This window comes from Paenibacillus sp. A3M_27_13, from assembly GCF_024213315.1.
Classification (GTDB): domain Bacteria; phylum Bacillota; class Bacilli; order Paenibacillales; family Paenibacillaceae; genus Paenibacillus; species Paenibacillus polymyxa_B.
In genome coordinates, this window is the sequence record NZ_JANAVE010000001.1 from 660,235 (window position 1) to 684,993 (window position 24,759).

The window sequence follows — 24,759 nt, forward strand, 5'->3', positions numbered from 1 at the left end:
ACATTATCCTATGTACGGACGGCTTGTCCGCATTAATTGTGATAATAACTTTTGTGGCAACACTCTACATAAGCATTTGCGGATCAACATCCAGACTAATCAGCAACTTTTGTGCCTGTGCGGATTCGGCCATTTCATCAGCTACTTGCTGAGCCAAACTAATCGCATCGATATTTCCACGCCATTTTATCATACATTGAAATCGGTATCTATTCTTGATTCTCGAAATGGGTGAAGCTACTGGCCCCAAAATGTCGAGTACATCCGATGTAAGACGATCCATATTCCCGAACCAGCCCCGTTGTCTGGCCCGTCCCTGTAGTGTTGCTGAATAATTCTCAGCCAGTCGGACCAGCACCGGGAGTTGTTCATGAGAAAAGGTCACCAAAATAAGACGACAATATGGTGGATAGTGCAAATTGCGGCGGTGTTTCAATTCTTCCCTCACAAAAGAAGCATAATCATGGCGACTTGCGTGAATCACCGAATAATGCTCTGGAGTATAGGATTGTACGAATACTTCCCCCGGCAATTGATGTCTCCCAGCCCGTCCAGCTACTTGTGTTAACAGCTGAAATGTCTTTTCCGCAGCCCGAAAATCCGGTAAATTGAGAGCCGAATCCGCAGTAATGACACCAACCAGTGTCACATCGGGAAAGTCCAGGCCTTTGGCAACCATTTGAGTACCGAGCAGCACGTCCGCTTTTTTATCACGAAATTGCTTGAGAAGCTTTTCGTGGGCATTTTTTTCTGTCGTTGTATCAACATCCATTCGAACAACACGTATACCGGGGAATAGCTTCGCCAGCTCTTCTTCCACTCGCTGGGTACCTGTACCGAAATAACGAATATGCTCACTACCGCACTCAGGGCAAGTCTGAGGCACGGGCTCGGAATAACCACAGTAATGGCAACGTAAATTGTTCGACCGTTGATGATACGTAAGCGAAATATCACAATGCGGACAACCCGCGACATAGCCACAGCTACGGCACATGACGAACGTGGAGTGCCCACGCCGATTCAACAGTAGTACCGTCTGCTCCTTACGCTCTAACCGCTCTGCAATTCCATTATGCAACGCACGGCTGAACATAGAGCGGTTGCCAGCACGCAGTTCCTCACGCATATCCATGATATGTACTTCGGGTAACGTGTTCCCCAATGCGCGAGTTGGCATTTCAAGCAGCAACGGCGCAAACTCGTCGTTGCTTTGTGATCGAGCCGCATAGTAGCTTTCCAGCGACGGTGTTGCCGAGCCGAGAATAACGACAGCCCCATGCTGATGGGCTCTACGAATGGCAACATCACGCGCATGGTATTTAGGTGTCTCTTCCTGCTTGTAGGACGTTTCGTGCTCCTCATCCATAATAATAAGACCTAACTCACGAAAAGGCGCAAATACTGCCGAGCGAGCACCAATCGCCACTTTCACACGGCCTTCGCGTATTTTGCGCCACTCATCGTACCGTTCCCCCCCGGACAACCTACTGTGCATCACTGCTACCTGATCGCCAAACCGGCCTTTAAAACGCTCAACCATTTGTGGGGTTAACGATATTTCAGGTACCAGCACAATGGCCTGACGATTCTGCTTGATACAGCGCTGAATCGTCTGCAGATAGATTTCCGTCTTACCGCTCCCTGTGACTCCATGCAACAAATAAGCCCCTTGCTCACGCGTGTCCAGCTGGCGAATAATCCGTTCATATACCGACTGCTGCTCTACTGTGAGAGGGAGTGGCTCTGTAGGCTTGAAGTGTCTGCCCCGGTACGGGTCGCGGAACACTTCGACATCCTCCAGCAACACATAGCCCTTATCTTCCAGCGCCTTAACCGTTGCAGCAGACACACTCAGTGAGGTCATGACTTCCTTCAGCGACAGAGGCAGAAACTCGCTACGTTCCAGCAAAAAAGCAAGTACCTCCCGCTGACGCTGCGCTTTGGTAGAAAATTGCTCCAGCGCCGTTGATGCCTCGTCTATGCCGATAGCCAGATCAACGGATTTCATGGTCTTTTTGCCAAGTTTGTCTTTAATAACTTGACTTTCCTGAAGCACACCCCGGCGTAACAGTGATTTAATAACCTCTGCTTCCTCAGGGAAACGTCGACTGAGTTGCTGCAATGGGACTTGCACCTTCTCCTGAATGAAGCTAACAATCCGACGCTCCGTCGGATCACTCATACCATCGTCGGTCAGAAGTGCCCATTCGAGTTCATCGCCCTGATTCGGTTGTATAGTACGCTGTGGATGCGTTAACTCATGCTGTTCGGCAATTGAGATATAACGTTCTGCCTTGCCCTTGAGCGCGGTAGGAATCATCACTTGCAGTGCCATAATTTGATTACAAGCATAACGTTCGCTCATCCATTTGCCCAGTTCGACTAGGTCACCAGATAAGGGTGGTACCAAATCCAGCAACTCCTGGATCGCTCTCATCCTGTATTTCGGTGGATCATCAGCTGGGACTACCGAGATGACAAAAGCCTGCACCGTCCGTTTGCCAAATGGTACAGCTACCCGGCTACCCGGCTCAATCCAAGGTCTCATTGAGTCTGGTATCAGATAATCGAAGGTGCGGTCCGTATCCTTGGCAGGTACATCGACAATGACCTTGGCAACTAAATTGCCCGTCTCCATTAATGCAGCACCCCACCCATGCGTCCCGCGGCTATAGTAAGCAACTTACGCGCAACTTCTTCCTTTGACTGTACAGGAATACGCTCTACGATCCCGCTTCGGTCATAAATTTGAACAGCATTCGTATCGACGCCAAAACCAGCACCATTCACAGTTACATCGTTTGCCGCGATCAAATCACAATTTTTACGTTCTAATTTATCTATCGCATACGTCTCCAAATGTTCGGTTTCAGCTGCAAAGCCAATTAAAAATTGATGTTTCTTACTCTGTCCGAGTGATTCTAGAATATCGACGTTCTTCACTAGCTCTAGCGTAAATACACTATCTTTTTTCTTGATCTTGGTCTGTGCAATCTCACGTGGTCGATAATCTGCAACTGCAGCAGCCATAACGACCATATCGCTCGTTTCCCATTGCTTTAATACAGCGGCGTACATGTCTTCAGCTGACTGGACTCTTTCAAACATAATACCAGCAGGCGGTTCCGCGCTGGTATTGGCAGCAATCAAGTGCACCTCTGCACCCATCTCCTGAGCCACTTTTGCAATGGCAAAGCCCATTTTGCCAGATGAATCATTTGTGATATAACGCACTGGATCAATTCGCTCGATCGTGCCTCCAGCCGTTACAATGACTTTTTTGCCTGAAAGCACCGATTCATTCTCATTCACAAGTGACTCAGGCACTTGAGCCTCCATAGATTCGCCACCAAACCATCGTGGTTCAGACTTGATGTTGGTTTTTTGTTCCTGAGCTTGCTGATCAAAAAAGCGCTCTATGGTTTGCACAATTGTGTCCGGCTCTTCCAAACGTCCTTTGCCAACGTAACCGCAAGCCAGTAATCCTTCACCAGGCTCAATCATCTTCACGCCACGTGATACAAGCGTCTCCATATTTTGCATGACTGCCGGATGAGTGTACATATGTACGTTCATCGCAGGGGCCACCATAATAGGCGCTGTTGTAGCCAGCAGCGTTGTAGACAGCATATCATCAGCAAGACCATGCGCCATTTTCCCGATAATATTCGCAGTTGCAGGAGCAACAAGCACCAAATCAGCCGCATCCGCCAGATGAATATGGGATACGACTGACGGCTCTCTTTCATCAAATGTGTCACTGTACACCGGATTACGAGAGAGCGACTGCAACGTAAGTTCGGTAATAAACTCCTTGGCAGAGGCCGTCATAATCACATGAACCTCGGCTCCCTTTTGCGTCAACCTACTGCACAGCGCAGCCCCTTTGTAAGCAGCAATTCCGCCAGTTATACCAAGAATAATAACTTTTCCCTTCAACATCGTTAACTCCCCCTGACCTAAAAAAATAACAACCTTGCGGTTGTCAAAGGAATTGGCATTGCGCCCGGTTATAATAGTTGTGTATAATTCTTACTCGTCTTCGCCGCTTTCAAGACGCAGATGATCCGCGTAAATCTCTTCCAACGCCACTCCAACCTGTTTGTGGGATTTAGGATTCTTGAGAGTCGTCTTTTCACCCTCGCGCAACTGTCTGGCACGACGTGAAGCCGCTACAACCAACGAATACTTACTATCTGCCTTTTTCATCATTTCATCAATGGAAGGATACAGCACGAATAGACACCTCTTCATGTAGTTTTGGGACTGTATAAGCTGAACTCCAGTGTACACCTTCAAGCTCAGCTTATACAGTATTATTTCTCTTTAGGTACGCTTGGCATATGTAAAGCCCTCGTTTAAGGATGAACCTTACAATGTTCGGCGATAATAATGGATTCTATTCGTTTACAAGCGAAATCAATCTCATCATTGACGACCGCATAATCATAGTGACGCAACAAATTCATTTCATCCACAGCTACCGACATACGGTGGTCTATGGTCGCTTGAGTCTCTGTGCCCCGTCCCCGGATTCTATCCTTTAATTCGTCTAGCGAAGGCGGAAGCAGAAAAATGAATATGCCTTCTGGAAATTTTTCTTTAACCTTTAGCGCTCCCTGAACTTCAATCTCCAGAAAAATATCTTTTCCCTGCGCAAGCGTCTGATCTACAAAATCACGTGGAGTACCATAATAGTTCCCTACATACTCAGCATACTCCAGCATTTCATCTCGTTCAATCATACCCAAAAATTCTTCACGCGTTTTAAAAAAATAGGTCACTCCATCCTGTTCGCCTGAACGAGGTGTTCGAGTTGTAGCAGAAACGGAGTATGTTATCTCTGGTAGCTTATCACGCAATGCGTTGCCTACCGTCCCTTTACCGACACCCGAAGGTCCGGATATTACAAATAATAATCCCTTAGCCATAGTACACTCCATTTTTATTCGTCATTGTCATCATCTTTAGTGGATAGGCGATGAGCGACCGTCTCCGGCTGCACCGCAGACAGGATTACATGATCACTGTCTGTAATAATAACAGCCCGCGTCCGGCGGCCATAGGTAGCATCAATTAGCATATGACGGTCCCTGGCTTCCTGTATAATCCGCTTGATCGGAGCAGACTCCGGACTGACGATGGAGATAATTCGGTTGGCCGACACGATATTGCCGAAACCAATATTGATCAATTTGATTGCCATATTCAGGTCTTTCCCCCTATACATGTGACTCTTGCAGCCGTGCCGCTACCAGGTAGCTACTCAATATTTGCAGCCTGCTCACGAATTTTCTCGAGCTCTGCTTTCATCTCAACGACCAAATTAACCAATGTGAGATGATTAGCCTTGGAGCCGATCGTGTTGACTTCCCTGTTCATTTCCTGGATTAAAAAATCTAATTTGCGACCGGCCGGCTCGTCTGACAGCAGCAATCCCTTGCACTGTCCAAAGTGACTTTGAAGCCGGGTAAGTTCCTCATCAATATTGCTGCGATCCGCGAATAACGCAATCTCCATTCCGAACTTATGTTCATCAAGCGTAAATGAACCGTCCTGAAGCTCTTTAAGCCTGTGTTTCAGCCTGTTACGGTAGTCGCTCACAACATGAGGAGCCAGCACCGTCATTTCATGATGCAGGGATTCCAGCCGTAAAATACGGGATTCCACATCTTGCGCCAAATGCCCGCCTTCTCGCCTTCTCATCTCCAGTAAACCTTGCAAAGCTTCATTCAAAGCTCGCTGTAGTTGCTCTTCCCAGTCCTCTTCGTCTCCATGGCAAGCCTCTCCAGGCTCACCCAGAACGTCAGGCAAAGCAAGAATATCGCTTATCCCTAACGTTCCTTTCACTCCATAACGATCCGCCAGCTGCTCCGCTGCATGCAGGTAAGCCTGCACCACAGTGTCATTCAACCGCGCGGCGGGCATCTGTTCTTCATCACGTTCTCTGTGGATGAAGACATCGATACGACCGCGTTTAATCTGCTGTTGAACCGTTCTTCTCAAGCCATCTTCGTAACGAGTCCATTCGCGCGGAATTCTCATCATCACTTCGCAATAGCGGTGATTCACCGATTTCAATTCCAAGCGCACTTTATAGCCCTCATAATGAAGGATGGCTTGACCGTATCCGGTCATACTCAATGACATCGGCATCACATCCATTATACTATTGTAATTGATTATTATAGTCGAAACAAGGGGGCCTGTACGCGGCCTGATTTTTGCCATACGTAAGAAGTCAATTCAGCTGTCATTTCATAGAACATAAATGGAGTCATAAAATAGATACCATTAAAATGTTCCATTGCCGTATCGAGTAACTCCTTGGCAATAGACACGCCCATTGCTCGTCCTTCCGGACCCTCTAGACCAGACATACGTGCACGCACCTCATCGGATAACTGAATGCCTGGCACTTCATTGTGCAAGTATTCTGCATTGCGCCCACTAGCCAGCGGCATAATACCGATAAAAATCGGTACTTCCAAATGTCGTGTCGCTTCCGCGATGGCTGCAATGAGCTCGTGGTCGTAAACGGGCTGAGTCATAACATAATCAGCTCCGGAGGCAATTTTCTTCTCTAATCGCTGCACGGCTTTACCCAAATGCTTGACGTTAGGATTAAATGCGGCACCTACCACAAAATTAGCCTTCTGCTTCAGTGGCTTACCGGAAAATGCAACACCATCATTTAATTGCTTGATCATGCGTATGATTTCAAAAGAGGTCATATCATACACCGAACTGGCGCCTGGCAAATCACCGAACCGCGCCGGATCGCCAGTAACCGCCAGTACATGGTCAATACCGAGCGCGTCAAAACCCATCATGTGGGATTGAGTACCAATCAGATTGCGATCACGACATGCTATATGAATTAATGGGCGCAAACCTGTTTCAATACTGACCAAATGTCCAAGCGCCATGTTGCTCATACGAGTAACTGCAAGCGAGTTGTCAGCCAGTGTAAGTGCGTCGGCCCCGGCTTTCTTCAACGCATGAGCACCTTGCATAAACCTCGTAATGTCCAGATCGCGCGGAGGATCCAGTTCTACAATGACCGTATGTCGTTCCTTAACCAGATCCACAATGTTGGGCTCGCTGGTATGTCTGCCATTTCCTCGTTCCCCTTCATCTGCAATCTGCTCCGCCACTTGAAAGGACTCTTTCGACAGAGCTTCTTTTGAAGCCAGCGGAGGCGGTTGCAAACGGTTCAAAGCTTTTGAGATAGCTGCAATATGGTCCGGTGTAGTTCCGCAGCAACCACCGAGCAGCCTCGTCCCCAGGTCTACAAAGGACTTGGCACATTCCCCAAAATACTCAGGTGATGCACCGTATACATAGTGACCGTCCACATAATCTGCTAGTCCCGCATTCGGATATACGGACAGCGGTACAGACAAAGGGCCATCCAGCTGCTCCATTACACTCATAATTCCCTGCGGACCCGAGTGACAGTTAAATCCAAGGATGTCTGCCCCCTCATTACGCAGCACCGAAAAAGCTTCCGCAACTAAAAAACCATCCTGGGTACGACCAACCTGATCAACTGCAAACTGACAAATTACCGGAATGTCACTGTATTTACGTACACTGTGAAGCGCAATGCGTATTTCATCCAGTGAATAAAACGTTTCGCACAGAATGCCGTCGACTCCTTCGGAGAGAAGGGCATCAATTTGCTGCTCATAGTTTCTTGCCAGCTCCAGCTTGGATATGTTAAGCCGTTTGCCCCCACATATGGAACCCACCGCACCTACCACATAATGTTCAGGTCCGGCCGCAGCTCTGGCAATTCTCACACCGGCACGATTGATCTCTTCTACCTTAGATTCCAGTCCAAACCGGGCTAACTTATAATCATTTGCAGAAAATGTATTAGTCTCCAGCAATCGAGCTCCTGCACTTAAATATTGACCATGCACGTCTGATATAACGTCAGGCGAAGTGATGTTCAGTTCTTCGAAAGACGTATTGACTGGAAATCCTAGCTGATATAAAAAAGTCCCCATTGCGCCGTCTCCGACAATAATTTCACGATTCAGCACAGTACGCAAATCCGGTTTCATGTCCTCTGCTCCACCCCGCTCTTTATTTTCATACTAATGTAACATAAAGAGACTATAAACATAAGCCAAAAACAAAAAAAGCCGCCCCACTCCCCGACAAAATGATCTCAGGAGTGAAACGACTTGATTTATCTTTTCTATTTCCTACTACATTTTCATGGCATTTTCCCATCAGAAGAATGAAGAGAGTAAGCGTAAAAAGTCCCTTTTTTATTCACTTTAGCCACAATAGAATCCGTTCCCTTTTGCTGCTTCGAGAACGTATATTGATTCCCTTGAACTTTCACTTTATAGCCCGACAAATTGATATTAAACAACATTTGAGCCTTGGGCTTGACTAGCTTCAAAGCTTCTGAGGCAGTATATTTCGGGCTTGCAAATGTTTTTTTGAAATCTGCGTCATCATTCCAGTCCACCCCATAGGTGGATACGGCCAGCACTTTACCGGTTACCGCGCTAATTTTGACCTCACTCGCCTCGTTTGCATCCTCGAACGACCAATATGAAAGTCCCTTCGTCTCGTCCTTGTACCGTGAAGCGTGCTGTACCTTGATTCGCTGTCCACTCACACGCTTAAATGTGTTCATTGCACGGTTCAGTAACAAAGGGTCCACCTGCTTCAGCGCATAGTCCGCGTTGATGGTAATAGCGTTACCTCGATCCACATCCACATACAACGAGGAAGCTTGTTCTCCTGCGCCCCAAAATACCCAGTAATTTGAAGGCTTGTTGGACTGATAAGGGGATTTGACCCGCCAGAATGCTTCAAATTGCAAAGGACGCTTGCTGTCAAACGCTTTGGCGCTGTTTAGCACTTTCGTCTTGAGTGGCGCGTTCATCGCCTTTCCTAAGCTGCTTATTTTATATCGTATGGTTGTAGAATCCACTCTGTTTTTTTCTTTATTATATTCTGTCTGCAACGTAGCAGTTCCATCTTCCAGTTCGCCTTCTACAATCCAAGTTTTCCCCATATCTGTCACATCGTCAAATTGAAATGCTGTCTTTGAACCGATGAGTTCTTGCACCGCTTTTTCTAAACGGCTTACCACTGTCGGAGTTAGCGAGCCAACCTGCTTGTCCGTCGTTTCCGCGCCAGCAGGAATGGTCGCCGCCTGAACCGGAAGCGCGGTGGCTACAAATATGAGGACTGCAACTGCTGAAATCCAACGAAATTTCCGCACTATGAACGGCCTCCTTATTGTTTTCTCATTTTCTATATTATACATCGTTCAGGCGCCAAAAAAAGACAGAATGTTGCTTTGTTCATCGTATTCCTTGTATACAGCGGCATGTAAGTCCAAAAAAAGAAGACCTACTAAGGTCTTCTTTTCACTCACTTCTATACGATTCATAGGCCAGTTGCACGCTATTTTTAAAGTTCACATGATTTAGAACAGACGACCTTCGTACACGATCTCAGCCGGGCCCGTCATATATATGTGATTATCGTCCTCGCTCCATTCGATATCCAGATCGCCGCCCTTCAGGCTTACAATGGCGTGGCGGTCGCTGTACCCGTTTAGTACAGAAGCAACAAGTGTAGCACAGGCTCCGGTTCCACAAGCTAGCGTTGGTCCGGCTCCCCTCTCCCATACTCTCATATCTATATGCTTCCGGCTACGTACCGTGGAGAACTCAACATTTGTTTTTTTAGGAAACAGCGGATGGCATTCCAGCTTCGACCCCCAGGCTTCCAGATCAAAGCTTGGCGCATCCTCCACATAAATGACACAGTGCGGATTCCCCATAGATACAGCCGTAAAACGAAAACCACTTCCGCCAGCTTCAATGGGCTCATTAATTACGCTAGACAGATCCAGTGTAGTTGGAATCTTCAAACCCTCAAGAATCGGCTCTCCCATATCCACCTTCACCATACGAACAAGTCCGTTCTCTACAGTTAGTTCGACCTGCTGTACCCCTGCACCCAGTGTCTCGATCGTGATCTGTTCACGGTTGATGTGCTTACGGTCATATACGTATTTAGCAGCACAACGGATAGCATTACCGCATTGCTCGGCCTCCGAGCCGTCCGAGTTAATGATACGCATGCAGAAATCCGCTTTTTCTGACGGCAATATATATACCAACCCATCGGCACCAATACCAAAATGTCGATCACATAGTCGAACAGCTAATTCCGAGGCGTCAGACGGCAAATCCTGATGCCCAAACCAAACGATAAAATCATTACCTAGACCGTTCATTTTTGTGAATTCCATAGCTTACCTCCGCCGTTGCTGCTGATATCATGTTCCTCATGAAGCTTTGATCCCATGATATCATACAGGGCAATAGTGGGAAAGCGATGCGGTATACATGACCTGATTTCTAGGCTGAAAACTTCGTACGTCCCGCTGAAAAGTGTGTATTTCCGCCGCGACGACGGTTGCGTCGACCGCCCCATACACTTCCCGCTCCCATCAGAAACGTGGGAATCCCGGCTGCCACAATGGATAGCGCCCACTCACGCAAACCGAGCGGTACCGTTTTGAAAATAGGTTGCAGCATAGGCACGTACATAACCACCAGCATTAACACTACGGAAGAAAGCACGGCAAGCACGAGATAACTATTTTGAAACGGATTACGATGGAAAATAGAACGGGAACTACGGCAATCAAATACATGAATTAACTGTGCCAGAACTAGCGTAGCAAAGGCAACGGACTGTGCTTTGATCAATTGTCCTGCGTCATCCGGTGCAATACGTAATGTCAGCCAGAAGGCCGCTAGCGTACATAAACCAATCAACAAGCCACGACTAATGATTTTCCAGCCCAGTCGACGAGCAAAAATATTTTCCTTTGCGCCACGAGGTTTGTGCTCCATGAGATCCTTTTCTGGCTGGTCCACCCCCAGAGCCATCGCTGGTAGGCCATCTGTCACCAGATTCACCCATAAAATCTGGATCGGTAACAAAGGTAATGGCAGCCCGGCCATCATGGCAAAGAACATCGTCAAAATCTCACCAACATTGGAGGCGAGTAGATAACGGATAAATTTACGGATATTCTCGTAAATATTCCGTCCTTCCTCAATTGCGGCTACAATCGTTGAGAAATTATCATCACTCAGTACAAGCGCAGCCGCTTCTTTGGTCACGTCCGTCCCGGTAATGCCCATCGCAATACCGATGTCCGACGCCTTTATCGCCGGAGCGTCATTGACGCCATCACCGGTCATGGCTACGACATGTCCGCGTCTTTGAAGTGACTTGACGATCCGTAGCTTGTGCTCCGGCGAAACCCGTGCATACACAGAGACGGTATCAACAGCTTTGTCCAGCGCCGCATCATCCATCACAGACAATTCCTGTCCTGTCAACACATGGGATCCGCGCTGAAGAATGCCCAACTGCTGTGCTATGGCTTCTGCAGTTGTACCGTGATCTCCGGTAATCATCACAGTGCGAATGCCAGCACGACGGCACTTGCCAATGGCTTCGCGAACCTCGCGACGTGGCGGATCAATCATGCCTGTCAGCCCGATAAAGATCAGCTGTGCTTCAGCCTCCTCAACCGTGGAGACACGCTCATGCGAGCGGATATCACGGTAAGCGACACCAAGTACACGCAGCGCCTCTGAGGCCATTCCTTCGTTAGCTGCCAGTACCTTTTGGCGCAGCGTGCCCGTTAACGGAACGACATTTCCTTCCCATAAAATGTAGGAGCACTGACCCAGCAGCACATCCGGCGCACCTTTGGCAAAGACGATGTGTCCTCCCTGGTGGCGTACGAGTACCGACATTCGCTTCCGATCCGAGTCAAAAGGGAATTCTCGCTCCCTTGTGTACAGCTCATATAGCCCTTGTCTCGTGACCCCGCCCTTGGCAGCTAACGTGACCAGTGCTCCTTCCGTCGGGTCACCCTTCAGCTCCCAAACGGCGGACGGCGTCGGCTCTTTGGTCTTCTTTTTCGAACGCAACTCCTCTGTATCAGCTTGAACAATTTCAGCATTGTTGCAAAGTACACTGGCTTGTAGCAGTCTACGCAGAGATTGTCCGTTTTTAAGATCAGCAGGAAGGTCTCTATCCATAATATGCCCGTGTGGGTCGTAGCCCTCTCCCGTAACTACCCAGAAGCGACCGTCCAGCCATAGCTTGGTGACTGTCATTTTATTTTGGGTCAGGGTGCCCGTTTTGTCGGAACAAATGATAGATGCACAGCCGAGCGTTTCAACAGAAGGCAGCTTACGCACAATCGCCTTTCGTTTAATCATACGCTGCACACCCAATGCGAGCGCAATCGTCACAATAGCCGGCAATCCTTCCGGTATAGCCGCCACAGCCAAGCTCACTCCGGCCAAGAACATGCTCATGGCTGGCTGTCCATGTAAAATGCCTGCTACGACAACGAGCACCGTTAGCGCCAACGCTACGATAATCAAGATTTTGCCCAATTGCTCCAATCTGTGCTGCAACGGTGTCTCCTGCGACTCCGTATTTTCAATCAAGTCTGCGATCTTACCCATTTCGGTACTCATACCTGTACGTATAACCATTCCTTGTGCGGTTCCTCTGGTCATCATCGTGCCCATAAAACCGATGTTTTTTTGATCCCCGAGTGGTACTTCGGCGGCATGAATAGGGCGGCAATGCTTACTCACCGGAACTGATTCCCCCGTCAGGGCAGACTCCTCTACATCACAGCCGTTCGTACTCAACCACCTTACATCTGCAGGAATGCGATCACCACTTTCCAGCAGCACAATATCACCCGGAACCAGCTCTCTGGCCTGAACTTGAATTCGTTTGCCGCCCCGCAACACTTTGGCGGTTGGAGCCGACAGTTGTCTCAAAGCTCGCAATGAACGCTCAGCTCTGAATTCCTGTACAAAGCCGAGAATTCCATTCAGTACAACAATAGCAATAATGGTAATCGCGTCCAAATATTCGCCAAGCAGGCCGGATATCAGGGTCGCTCCCATCAATACGAGCATCATAAAATCCTTGAACTGGTTGAGCAGCAGCAAGATTGCCGAAACTCGCTTCCCCTCGCTCAGCTCATTCCATCCTGACCTTTCTCTTCGTTCCGCAAGCTGTTCCTCCGAAAGACCCTGCTTCGGGTCGACTTCCAGACTTGTTGAAAGCTGTTCATTGCTTAATTGGTGCCAGTGTGCTTGTTCCATTCTCCCCAATTCCCTCCCGGTCAGATAGTCCGTTTCCGTCGGTTGTGCGTAGGATGGCTGCCCGTTATTATATTTTTGTGCCGCGATTGCTGATAAGCTGGACAGACTTTCTAGATTCAATCTATTCGGACAGGACCTGAAATATCACAAAGCCGCTTAAGTTTTGTCCCAAAGTTATGTATCATAGAAGGAAGGCGAAAATACATTTGCTTCAAAGGAGAACATAATTATGGCATTGGACGGAATCGTAACCCGCGCTATCGTACACGAACTGCAAGGCATCCGGGGCGGGCGCATTAATAAAATACATCAGCCAAATGATCGCGATATCGTGCTGAATCTGCGGGCACAAGGCGGAAGCGTAAAGCTGCTGCTGTCGGCTAATCCGACCTTCCCGCGTGTACATTTTACAGAACAAAGCTTTCTTAATCCGACAGAAGCCCCTATGTTTTGTATGCTACTTCGCAAGCATTGCGAAGGAGGCGTTATTGAGAAAATCACGCAGGTGGGCATGGAGCGTATTATTCACATGGATATACGTCAACGTGATGAACTGGGAGATATTTCACTCAAACGAATTATCATTGAACTGATGGGTAGACACAGCAACATTATTTTGCTTGACCCGGAAACAGGCGTGATGCTGGATGGCATTCATCATGTCACACCGTCTATCAGCAGCTATCGGGTCATTATGCCTGGCTTTCAATACACGGAGCCTCCTGAACAAAACAAGCTGAATCCACTAGAAACGGAAGAGGCAGCCTTCATATCCTCGTATCAAACAGCGATCGAGGCAGAAGAAGCTCCCAAACGCTGGATCGTGAACACTTTTACTGGACTCAGTCCCCTCATTGCTGAAGAGATACTAACTCGAGTAACTAATGAAGTATCTGGTGATAGTGATCGTTCACTATGGAGGACATTCAGTCACATCATGGGTGACGTGCGGAATCATCGTTTTCAGCCGGTATCTGGACTAAACGCACAAGATAAAGTGATATTCTCAGCCATTCCACTGACGTTGATCCAAGAAGGACGTAAGGAGTACCCTACTATCAGTGAGTGTATGGAGGACTTCTTCGGTGAAAAAGCAGAAAGGGATACGGTTAAGCAAAAGGTTAGTGACCTACTGCGGTTTCTGCAAAACGAGCGGAGTAAAAACCTAAAAAAACTCGACTATCTCCATCAGGATTTGGCCGAGGCGGAAGATGCCGATCAATTTCGCATTTATGGAGAGTTGCTGTTCGCTTCGCTGCATGAGGTGAAAAAAGGGGACAAAGAAGTGACGCTCACTAACTTTTATGATGAGGAACAGCGTCCAATGACCATCCCACTGGACCCACTACTCAACCCGTCGGATAATGCACAACGGTATTTTAAAAAATACAACAAATATAAAAACAGCTTGGCTGTCATTGATGAACAACTGGAGAAAACGCACGAAGAAATCCGTTATATGGACAATCTTCTTCAGCAGCTAGCCCATGCCTCTATGAATGACATTGAGGAAATACGTGAAGAACTGGTTCAGCAGGGCTATCTCAGAGATCGGGTCAAAAAAGGAAAGAAAAAGAAGAAAAACGACCGTCCAACCCTGCACGTCTATACATCATCCGAAGGTATCGAGTTACTGGTCGGCAAAAACAACTTGCAAAATGAATATGTGACAAATCGACTGGCCGGACCAAATGACACCTGGTTGCACACAAAGGATATTCCGGGGTCACACGTCGTTATACGTGCTGAGCAATTCGGGGATACGACGCTGGAGGAGGCAGCTCAACTCGCTGCCTATTTTAGCCAGGCCAAGCAATCCAGCAGTGTACCTGTGGACGCCACCCTGATTCGGCATGTACGTAAGCCCAGCGGAGCCAAACCCGGCTTTGTCATCTACGACCATCAGCGTACGCTCTTCATTACACCCGACGAGGAGCTGATCAAAAAGCTGCCGAATCGCATCAAAAACGGCTAAGTCTCACTAGCCTATTGAATCCAAAAAAAGCCCTTTGTTCTTTTGCACGGTACACTTCTTGTGTTCCATGCATAAGGCAAGGGGCTTTTTATTTACTTTTGACCAACAGCAGCCTTCCTCAATTCCTCGACAACCTGACCTTCCACACTACGGCTACCCAGATCACCGTGGAAAACAACACCTTGGCGTGCGCCGTGAAAATCCGAGCCGCCAGTTGCAATGAGCCCATATTGCGCCGCCATCACAGTATATCGGCTCTCAGCCTCAGCATCATGGTCCGAATGTCGCACCTCCAAGCCCACAGGCTTCGCCTCCTCTATAATTGAGCGAACCAGCTCATCATTTCCGTACAAGCCAGGGTGGGCCACCACAGGTACCCCTCCTGCTTCACGAATCCAGTTTATGGCCTCCGCAGGCTCTACACGGGGTACTGACACATATCCAGGCGCTCCTTCCGCCAAGTAACGGTCAAACGCGTCTCGCATATCCTTCGCATATCCCTTTTGAACCAGCGTATCCGCCATATGCGGACGTCCAATGCTTTCATCTGGTGCCAGCGGTCTGCCCATCGTAGCCACCACTTCATCCAGTGTGATTTCCACGCCCAGACTACGCAATTGACTTAAAATCAAATCATTACGGGTATCCCGCGCCTGGCGAAGCTTTTCCAACCGCTCCAAAAACACTTTATTGCGGTAATCCATAAAATAACCGAGTATATGAATATCCTTACCGCCAGCTCGAGTACTAATTTCCACTCCTGGCACCACAGTAATTCCTATGCGTTTTCCCTCCTCCAGAGCTTCTTCCAGGCCAGCTACCGTATCATGATCTGTAATGGCCACACCTGCCAGTCCTTTTTCCTTGGCCCAGCGCACATTATCTACAGGTGGCTGCATACCGTCAGATGCTAGGGTGTGTGTATGTAAATCATATCGTTTTACGCTAATCTGCTCCTTCATTATGCATCCTCCTTCTCTTTCAGCTTTGCAAGCTCGTCCTGCGAGTCCATCTGCACGTCCGTTCCCTGATCATGACGACGCAAGTAAGACAGGAAGGTTACTACCGGAATCGGCAACAACGCCGACTTTAAATGAATTGCATAAAATTCTCGTTTGAACGTGATATCTGAAATGTTTACAATTTTCAACAATCCGAGCGCAACTTCATGCTTCACCGAAGAAGGTGATAGCATGGTAATACCCAGTCCAGCCTCTACCGCCGATTTGACCGCTCCAGTGCTCCCCATCTCCATTACAATACCAAGTCGGGAGGCATCCACACCACGACTTTTCAGCTCATCTTCTATCACTTGACGTGTACCAGATCCCTTTTCTCTGGCTACAAAAGGATGCTTAAACACATCTTCCAGAACCACTTTTTTTGCCTTGGCCAGCGCATGGCCTGAAGGCACAATCAGTTTCAGTTCGTCCTGCATCACAGGTTCCACCACGATATCTGGATGCTGGACTGGGGCCTCAATCAGTCCTAAATTCAACTGATGTTTTAGTATATCATCCATAATTTGAGTCGTATTCATCACATTCATCGCCATACGTATATGAGGGTATTCCTGGCCAAACGGCCCCAACATTCTTGGTACAATATACTCACCAATCGTTAGGCTGGCGCCAATATGCAATCTTCCCTCCAGCATGTGAGTAAAAGCAGACATCGCCTCGTCAGCTTCCCTGATCAGTTGCATGCTTTTTTTCGCAAAAGGTAATAGTGTCGCTCCCGCCTCTGAAAGCTCGATTTTTTTAGTCGAACGTTGCAGCAGCTTCGTGCCGAAATAATCTTCTAAAGACTGAATTTGCATCGTCACCGCAGGTTGTGTCATATGCAGCGCTTGTGCCGCCGCCGAGAAGCTTCCGCGCTCCGCTACGGTATAAAAAATGTGCAACTGATGAAAGTTCATACTGACAGCCCTCTCCCCTCTGATCTCCCTATTTTAACATAAGAAAAACATCTGTCGAAGCATTTCCAAGTAAACTTACCGAATTGGAGAGTTATATTGTTGGAAATAAAAAAAGCATGCAGCTAATAACTGCATACTTTCTACTTAAAGTTGACGGTAATCATAAGTTCGGAGATTTTTTCGCCTAGGGCCGACCGCCCAATCACCGTCTATTTTTGCTTACGAGTGCTTTTCATCAGTGTCATGCGCCGCGAATGGCGTAGCCATGAATAGTATGACTTCAAATCCCTTAATTCAATGGTCTCCGACATCCGGCCCAAAAAGGTAATGACAATCATCTTGTGCAGCGGATTCCCCGCAATATCCATCTCGCCGGGCAACTCTCCAAATTCGGCCACGACGACCAGATCACCATCAATTAAATATACATCCTCTTCGTTATGATAGTAGGACTCCATCCTGTTTTGCTTCAGGCATTCCCAAAGCCAGGCGGCGATATGATTCGTCTCGGACTGTTTCTGCTCTATCCGATCTAAGTAGCGAGTTTTCGCATGATTTGTAATCACGATATCGGCGACTTTTTTATCGCCCATCTCCACGTAGAACGGTTCGTATGTACTCCATCGCTGCATTGCTTTGTCACGCACGGGATCACTCTCCCCACCAGATAGGTCTTTATATCTACCAATATATTCATATGTTACCTCAACAGACCCGGGACTACAAGTTACAAAATTGAAGTTTATAGGCGGTTTTTAAAGATTTTTTAGGTCTAACAGCATTAAGACCATTATGCAAAAGTCCTGACTTTACAAAAAAAAGCCAGCCCGTAGGCTGACCTTTTAAGAATATTTTACAATTTATAGACATTAGAAACTTATATTTCATATTCTTTCATCTTTTCCTTATCGTCGTTGTACTCCGTCCTAATCTCATTTCGAAAAGAGCGCTCGACCTTACGCACATAGGAAAGTCTGCGAATATTTTTAACGGTATCTTCTGCCCGATCCGCATTCATATATATAACTACATAATGCATACGCTTTGAAATAAAGTGGACATTTCCGTATTTCTCCAGATTGCGGGCAGCCTTGATATCGCTTACCCAAATGATGTACCCTGTCCGCTCGGCAAACATTCGCTTCATCTCCCCTCCACTCGGTATCATTCCTATGACCTATCCACAGGAGCATTTCCCTCCGCTGCCACATCCGCCCTTTTTCACATTCGGATCATTGCTCGGCACCTTAATGGTCTCGGACACGGAATATGCAATCGTTTCAGACATGGCATGAAGCATATCATCCAGCGCCTTTTCGGCTCGTTTGAACTCCTTAACATCCACGAATTGTTCCAGTTCCAGCTCAACGACCTGCACTGCATCCTTCGCTTCATGATAGTTCGGATGAAAATGCCCAAAACGCTCCGTTTCCGCGAATAGCTCCTTTTTGGCATCCAGCTTGCGTACACACGCCTGAATAGACGGGTTCAATTCCACACGCTGTTTCCAATATAAATAATCCGATACCTCAAAGGATCGGTTGACCATATCGCCCAATTCATAGGCGTTAATAAGCACTTCTGCCATATTGACCGTATTCAATTCGGCTACGCTCATGAATGTTCATCTCACTTTATATAAAGTTCTACCCTGTAAAAGTAGACTCATTTATCATACCACATCCTTCTTTTGAGAAGAAGGAGTTTCATGCACTTCCTGGCTCTACTATGTAAAAGGAACCAGCAGCCGCATGTCTGACCATTCACTTGGCTGTAAAGTCGCAGGAGAAGGTGCTTCGTCATCCATTCCTGAGGCGTACCAGCCTGTGACACTCCATGGTGCACCGGGAACCACCGCCTCCGGTATCCATTTAACCTCTTTCCCACCGATTCGCAGTCCCACAGCAGCCTGCCAACGAATCGCTTGCTCGATCAACTGCCGGGCAGTGGAAGTATGGTAACTCCTCCATTCTTTTGTCCATGAGGAGGGGACTGTAGATCTTTCTGGAAAATAGTCAGACGGATCAGGCAGCGTGTGCTCTTGTTCGTAAAAATGCAGCGTGCGCCCAGTATAAACAAAACCTGCTCTTCCCTCTTGGGAAAATATAGAACGGGCTTGAGTAGGGTCGGACTCCATTTCACTGTTGGGACTGCCTGAACTTATGTTCTCTGGTTCCAAAATCAATGGATAATGATGAGTCGGATCGTCCAAACCTTCCAGTTCACGACGTGGACCTAATCCAACTGCAGCAAGCGTTTTTCGTATTTTGACAGCAGAGCTCGCCGGAATAATAAAGTCCCTGTCACCGAGCCGTTCCAGCAATCCTTCCAGCGCGGGATGGCGTGCAACCATGTCTGCATCCTCCTGTGTGCCACATCGCAAAAGTGTTACCGTTGCAAAAGCCGTCCGTCCGACATCGCCTGCCCACTGTTCTACCGCCATGCGTACATGATCAGGCACACCTGTCCGGCTGAACTTGTGCAGAAGAGCAGGAATTGCTTTGGCCTCCATTCCTAACTCGATTGCCTCTGTAACACTTTCTCTGGTGATCCGGTATACTACCATCCGATCTCCTGTCACACGTTCACAGCAGCATTCCAGTCGCCAGCGCACATCATATGCCACATCTGGTGGAACCAATATTTCAAAATCAGGTTGTACATAAAAAGTACCTTGTTCTTGATGTGTATCCTCGTAATTATTGGGACGAAGCATATCTATCACAGATACATCCCAGCGAAAACACAGTTCGCCCGATGCAGTCTGGCCCCAATCGCCCATTCCAAAAGCAGTCAGTGCCTTCAGCCAACCCTTCAATTCCTCCATGAATGGTCCATTGAAATTAAAATCAGATACCGTTTCTCCCGCAAACCCTTCCGTATTTGAGATTGTAGGAACAAGGTCTAAAAGGGCACCGTTCTTGGGATCAGCTCCGTTCGTACTCTCCTGCTGGATCAGACCTACCTGAAGCATCCATTGCAGCAAACACTTGATAGATATCCACCCTTCTGATCCTACATACTGGGAGACGGCACACAGCATATAGCGAAAATGCTGCATAGACGCTTCGGCCTTGCCGTATCTTTCCATGAGTGTAGCAAAAATATGCTTGCGCATTTGCCAAGCAGACAAACGAATCCAAGTCTCCAGTTCCGTTTCCTGAACGCGAAAAGACACAGTTTCTTTCACTAACAGACCCAAACTGAGTAGCAAATCCATCATTACCACCGTTTGCACTGGATACAGCTCTGCATGCGCATAATGCAACCCAAGACCTATCAGGTCCTCTGGGCGAAAGGGGGTCAGTTCATTCAATTTTTGCAATGACCGCTTATGTATGGTTCCTTTGGCCGTCAAAGGAACGCCCTGTACCGCAATACGTGACAACGCATGCAGCAAATCCGACTCCAGGCCTGTCATTGATTCATGTACCATTATCGGATGATCCGAATGCATCATGTTCATTGGATTTTGCTCTAACAACATATCGTACAGATCCGGTAGCCGATGAACCGGAATATATAAAATTCGTTCGCCCCACGATTTGGTAACAGCCTCCAGCCAGCCCCGGGCACGTAATCCACGCAGTGCCAGTTTCGTTTCGACTCCGCTTAACGCTCCCCGGGTAAGCTGTATAGGTTCTTCTTCCTTCATGGGCTGTCCCGCGTACCGGATAAAGCATTGTCTAAGCACCAGCAGCTCATCTGATGAAAGCTCATTCCAGCTGTCTTGCGTGTTCGTTACGCCCATTCTTGATTAGGCCTCCTTTTTCTTTCCACGATCTCCAGGCTTATCATCCCGGCCTACGATAGCCTCTGTCACACTAAATCTGCGAACCGCATATTCATAGCCTTGCTCAATCAGAAACAGCTGACGACGAGCTGCAAAATCCGTCTCCTTGCTATTCTCCGTCACTAGCGCATAAAAATAAGCTTTATTCTCGCCCGACTTTGGTCGCAAAATGCGGCCCAGTCGCTGCGCTTCTTCCTGACGAGAGCCAAAGCTACCCGATACCTCTATGGCTACTGCCGCATCCGGCAGATCCACCGCAAAGTTTGCAACCTTGGATACCAATAGGGTCCGAATTGTACCCTTGCGGAACGCATCAAACCAACGCACCCGCTCCGTCTGGCTCATTGAACCCGTAATCAGTGGGACACCGAGCTCCTGAGCCAATATACGTAATTGGTCCAAATATTGACCAATAATAAGCGTGGGCAAGCCGCTGTGCTGCTGCATCAGGCTACGTACCGCCTCCAGTTTGACCGGATTTTCGGCTGCAATTCGGTACTGCTGTCTACCCTCGGCACGCATACTGCGCTCCAAAAGTTCAGCTGTCATTGGAAGCCGTAGCTCCACACAATCGACCTGAGCGATCCAGCCCTGTCGCTCCAGTTCCTTCCACGGCATATCATACCGTTTGGGTCCAATTAAAGAGAACACATCGCGTTCACAACCATCCTCTCGAACCAGCGTGGCTGTTAACCCCAAACGACGGGTAGCCTGAATGTCAGCCGTCGCCCGGAATACTGGCGCGGGCAGCAAATGAACCTCATCATATATAATGAGTCCCCACTTCCGCTCACTCAGCAGTTTCATATGCTCAAAATCCCCATCTTTGGTGCGACGGTGTGTCAAGATTTGGTAGGTCGCCACCGTAATCGGACGCACCTCTTTTTTCTGACCACTATATTCCCCAATGGAATCGGCAGGAATATCCGTCTTTCGTTTTAACTCTTCTACCCATTGCCGTACAGAAGTAGTATTAGATGTTAGAATAAGCACCTCGCACTGAAACCGATTCATTACCGCCATACCTATCACTGTTTTTCCGGCTCCGCATGGAAGCACCAGTACACCACTACCCCCTAAGCCGTCCGCTCCTTCAAACGCATCAGCGGCCTTTACTTGATAATCACGAAGCTGCAACTTCGTTTGTCCCTTTCCCAAGGTGAAACTAAGCTGATTCCCCTCAAGATAGCCTGCCGTATCCACAACGGGATATCCCAAGCGCGTTAATTCCTGCTTGAGCAAGCCTCGATTTTCGGGCGGAACCGATGCGCTTTCCTCATCAACTCGAAGTAAACCAAGCTGTTTAAGCTCTTGCTTGGTCAGTAGCTCACCCAGTAAAGCGGGGGTCTCTGCTGCCAAGATCAAGCGATCACCCATTGTATAGCTGTTGGCTTTCCCTGTCTTTATACCTCCGTCTGGCTCATGCTCAGTACGGTATCCGCCAATAGTATCTGTACTATAAGCACGCTCTTCTTCCGTACCCTCCCGTGAAAGCGTCAACGTCCCATAACGAGAAACGAGCTGTTCAATATCCTTCAACAAATCACGTGGAATATCCCAACGGGACATGGAGTGCAAACTATTTTGAATGTCCTCAGCACTCCATCCGAGGGCAGCTGCGTTCCACAAAGACAATGGAGTGATGTGGTATGTATGAAAAGCGGACGGGCTTTTAACCAGCTCCGCATAAATCTGCAACTGAGAACGAGCCCATTCTGAACCGGGCAAGCCCATTTCCAGCAGAACGGTAAAATCACGTTGTACAATACAAGGATGATCTGGATTCATAACTACCTCCTGATAATATAACAATACATCATTTTAAACTTATATAATAAATAGCTTATCCGTTTATTGGCATATCAACCAGAATAGCAAGGAGCCCAACCCATATTCGGGTTGAACTCCTGATTAGAAGCTCGGGGTAAAGATCTCCCCAAACTAATACTACCTTAATTATTCTTCTAGTGGACCTGCTCGGAAATATGACTAAGCGCCTCTCCAGCGTTGTCTGCAAAAATATTACGAACAGCCAAATCCCCGATCGAGACAATCCCGATCAGACGGTCTCCTTCCGTTACGGGCAAACGACGGATTTGCTGTTCTGCCATCAGTTCAGCTGCTTGGTCCACCGACATGTCCGCACTGGCTGTACGAATACCTGTCGTCATGACGGTATCGACCGAACCCGAACCCGAATTTTTAGCCGCATAACCGCGAACGACAAGATCACGGTCCGTTACTACACCGATCAACTTATCACTGCCTTCGCTTTCCACAACCGGAATAAAACCAGTATCATTGTCCTTCATTTTGACCGCAATTTCATAAATATTGTCCTGCGGGGTAACCGTTACGCATTTTTTAGTCATAACTTCCTGAACCTTTTTCATGGGTACTCCCTCCTTTTCAACAGTAGGGTACCCCATTTCATTAACCTCATACTCCAGATTGAACCGTTCCCAATTCAACTCATTTTAGCCCTTAATTGCCCCTGCGTTTCGTTCCGCAGCGTATCCCATAGACATCGCAATAAACAAACGAACCGCGTTAATCATAGCATCCTCATCAAAATCAAATTTTGGATGATGGTGTGGATAAACTGCTCCTTTAACTGGGTTACCCGCTCCTACGAACATGAAGCAACCTGGCACACGTTCCAAATAATACGCAAAATCTTCAGCAGGCATCAACTTCGACGCTTCCTGCACATTCTCCTCGCCGAAAACAGATTTTGCTTCATTAAAGAAACGAGATGCTTCATGTGTGTCATTGACAACTGGTGGGTATCCCATAATATAGCGAACCTGTGCTGTTGTACCGTATGTTGCGGCTGTAAGCTCCGTCACCTCATGCAGTCGCTCCTTCATTACCGTTCGTGTCTCCTCATCAAACGTACGAATCGTTCCACTCAAGCGACACGTTTCTGCGATCACATTTTGCGCAGAGCCCCCTTGGATGGTTCCCACCGTCAGCACGGCAGGTCGTAATGGGTCGACTGAACGGCTTACAACACTTTGCAGTTGCATAACAAGAGCTGAACCCGCCACGACACTATCATTAGTGGACTGGGGCATCCCACCATGCCCACCCTTACCTGTGATTTCAATATAAAAATCGTCTGCCGCCGCCATCAACGGCCCTGCGCAACTCGCGGCCGTCCCGACCGGAAAAGGTGTCCATAAATGGATGCCATAAATGACATCCACACCTTCCAATAAACCATCCTTTATTACACTGACCGCTCCGCCAGGCAGCAATTCCTCCGCAGGTTGGAACAACAACCGAATTTCTCCTTGCAGCTCGTCCCGATTCAGACTGAAATAGTAAGCCGTTCCAAGCAACGCGGATGTATGTCCGTCATGGCCGCAAGCATGCATGGCTCCGTCCACGCTGGAGCGATATTCACATTCCTTTTCATCCTGAATAGGAAGAGCATCCATATCGGCGCGCAGCAAGACGACAGGCCCAGGTTTAGCACCACGAATGGTGCCTACAACACCGTGTCCCCCTACCTGACGGCGAATCTCGATTCCCCAACTCTCCAACTTATCCGCCACAAAAGCTGCGGTTTTGCTTTCTTGAAAGGAAATTTCGGGATTCTTATGTAAATGTCTACGCCACTCCACCATGTTTTCTTGCAAACGATCAAACCAGATCTTATCTATCGCATGTTGTGTCAATTCTGCTCCACCTCTCCTTTTAAAGCACCGGGCAAGTTCCCGAATTAATCATGCAGCGTCACCACGTATGCACCGCTGCTCTCAAGTCTTCATTTTCATCCTATTGTAGCAGATATGGAATTGTTGCGATATCTGTTGCTTCAGGGAGGTTGCAGAAGCCCAACAAACATAATATGATAAAATGG

The 24,759-nt window shown here is 47.9% G+C and carries 20 protein-coding genes; 1 reads left to right on the top strand and 19 read right to left on the bottom strand.

From position 1 onward, the window contains the following. Nucleotides 1-64: 64 nt before the first annotated feature. The 10 genes from priA to NLX82_RS03170 form a co-directional block, all read right to left on the bottom strand. Nucleotides 65-2,641 (bottom strand): primosomal protein N', encoded by a 2,577-nt coding sequence (gene priA, locus NLX82_RS03125; RefSeq protein ID WP_254347468.1) that lies wholly within the window; start codon nt 2,639-2,641, stop codon nt 65-67. Further along, a complete protein-coding gene (coaBC, locus tag NLX82_RS03130; protein ID WP_254347469.1) occupies nt 2,641-3,945 on the bottom strand; it encodes a bifunctional phosphopantothenoylcysteine decarboxylase/phosphopantothenate--cysteine ligase CoaBC in 1,305 nt (434 codons plus the stop codon). The genes priA and coaBC overlap by 1 nt, the downstream gene beginning before the upstream one ends. Before the next feature lie 90 nt (nt 3,946-4,035). Beyond that, complete coding sequence (gene rpoZ, locus NLX82_RS03135) at nt 4,036-4,239, bottom strand: DNA-directed RNA polymerase subunit omega (protein WP_013310893.1); 204 nt, start codon at nt 4,237-4,239, stop codon at nt 4,036-4,038. A gap of 122 nt (nt 4,240-4,361) precedes the next feature. Continuing rightward, nucleotides 4,362-4,934 carry a guanylate kinase gene (gene gmk, locus NLX82_RS03140; RefSeq protein WP_013310894.1) on the bottom strand — a complete coding sequence of 191 codons (573 nt, stop codon included), beginning with the start codon at nt 4,932-4,934 and terminating at the stop codon, nt 4,362-4,364. Nucleotides 4,935-4,948: 14 nt separating this feature from the next. Then, nucleotides 4,949-5,209, bottom strand: a complete 261-nt coding sequence (gene remA, locus NLX82_RS03145) for an extracellular matrix/biofilm regulator RemA (protein ID WP_005548256.1) — start codon at nt 5,207-5,209, stop codon at nt 4,949-4,951. A 56-nt stretch (nt 5,210-5,265) separates the two neighbouring features. Next, complete coding sequence (locus NLX82_RS03150; RefSeq protein ID WP_013310895.1) at nt 5,266-6,153, bottom strand: YicC/YloC family endoribonuclease; 888 nt, start codon at nt 6,151-6,153, stop codon at nt 5,266-5,268. Between the two features lie 35 nt (nt 6,154-6,188). Then, entirely contained in the window at nt 6,189-8,075 is a 1,887-nt protein-coding gene (locus NLX82_RS03155) for a bifunctional homocysteine S-methyltransferase/methylenetetrahydrofolate reductase (RefSeq protein ID WP_028540559.1), read from the bottom strand. Between the two features lie 155 nt (nt 8,076-8,230). Further along, nucleotides 8,231-9,256, bottom strand: a complete 1,026-nt coding sequence (locus NLX82_RS03160) for a hypothetical protein (protein ID WP_023989310.1) — start codon at nt 9,254-9,256, stop codon at nt 8,231-8,233. Between the two features lie 207 nt (nt 9,257-9,463). Continuing rightward, a complete protein-coding gene (gene dapF / locus NLX82_RS03165) occupies nt 9,464-10,297 on the bottom strand; it encodes a diaminopimelate epimerase (protein WP_254347470.1) in 834 nt (277 codons plus the stop codon). A gap of 109 nt (nt 10,298-10,406) precedes the next feature. Next, nucleotides 10,407-13,205 carry a calcium-translocating P-type ATPase, SERCA-type gene (locus tag NLX82_RS03170; RefSeq protein WP_254347471.1) on the bottom strand — a complete coding sequence of 933 codons (2,799 nt, stop codon included), beginning with the start codon at nt 13,203-13,205 and terminating at the stop codon, nt 10,407-10,409. 229 nt (nt 13,206-13,434) lie between these two features. Between NLX82_RS03170 and NLX82_RS03175 the strand changes: the two genes are divergently transcribed. Then, a complete protein-coding gene (locus NLX82_RS03175; protein ID WP_053325718.1) occupies nt 13,435-15,180 on the top strand; it encodes an Rqc2 family fibronectin-binding protein in 1,746 nt (581 codons plus the stop codon). Between the two features lie 92 nt (nt 15,181-15,272). Here the strand turns inward: NLX82_RS03175 and NLX82_RS03180 are convergent, their stop codons facing one another. From NLX82_RS03180 to NLX82_RS03220, 9 genes are all read right to left on the bottom strand, one after another. Beyond that, entirely contained in the window at nt 15,273-16,142 is an 870-nt protein-coding gene (locus NLX82_RS03180) for a PHP domain-containing protein (RefSeq protein ID WP_254347472.1), read from the bottom strand. Then, entirely contained in the window at nt 16,142-17,098 is a 957-nt protein-coding gene (locus NLX82_RS03185) for a selenium metabolism-associated LysR family transcriptional regulator (RefSeq protein WP_254347473.1), read from the bottom strand. Before NLX82_RS03185 ends, NLX82_RS03180 begins: the two co-directional genes overlap by 1 nt. Before the next feature lie 209 nt (nt 17,099-17,307). Continuing rightward, the gene (locus tag NLX82_RS03190; RefSeq protein WP_023989315.1) at nt 17,308-17,745 is read right to left on the bottom strand and encodes a hypothetical protein; all 438 of its coding nucleotides are present in this window, start codon (nt 17,743-17,745) and stop codon (nt 17,308-17,310) included. Nucleotides 17,746-17,975: 230 nt separating this feature from the next. Continuing rightward, nucleotides 17,976-18,236: a YlbG family protein gene (locus NLX82_RS03195; protein ID WP_023989316.1), complete on the bottom strand. Its 261-nt coding sequence runs from the start codon at nt 18,234-18,236 to the stop codon at nt 17,976-17,978. A gap of 39 nt (nt 18,237-18,275) precedes the next feature. Then, nucleotides 18,276-18,716: a YlbF/YmcA family competence regulator gene (locus tag NLX82_RS03200; RefSeq protein WP_013310906.1), complete on the bottom strand. Its 441-nt coding sequence runs from the start codon at nt 18,714-18,716 to the stop codon at nt 18,276-18,278. 108 nt (nt 18,717-18,824) lie between these two features. Next, complete coding sequence (locus NLX82_RS03205) at nt 18,825-20,849, bottom strand: helicase-associated domain-containing protein (RefSeq protein ID WP_254347474.1); 2,025 nt, start codon at nt 20,847-20,849, stop codon at nt 18,825-18,827. A gap of 6 nt (nt 20,850-20,855) precedes the next feature. After that, on the bottom strand, nt 20,856-22,679 hold the full coding sequence (locus NLX82_RS03210; RefSeq protein ID WP_023989319.1) for a DNA repair helicase XPB: 1,824 nt from the start codon (nt 22,677-22,679) through the stop codon (nt 20,856-20,858). A 176-nt stretch (nt 22,680-22,855) separates the two neighbouring features. Further along, complete coding sequence (locus NLX82_RS03215; protein ID WP_023989320.1) at nt 22,856-23,284, bottom strand: CBS domain-containing protein; 429 nt, start codon at nt 23,282-23,284, stop codon at nt 22,856-22,858. Nucleotides 23,285-23,368: 84 nt separating this feature from the next. Then, a complete protein-coding gene (locus NLX82_RS03220; RefSeq protein WP_254347475.1) occupies nt 23,369-24,574 on the bottom strand; it encodes a M20 metallopeptidase family protein in 1,206 nt (401 codons plus the stop codon). Nucleotides 24,575-24,759: the final 185 nt, after the last annotated feature.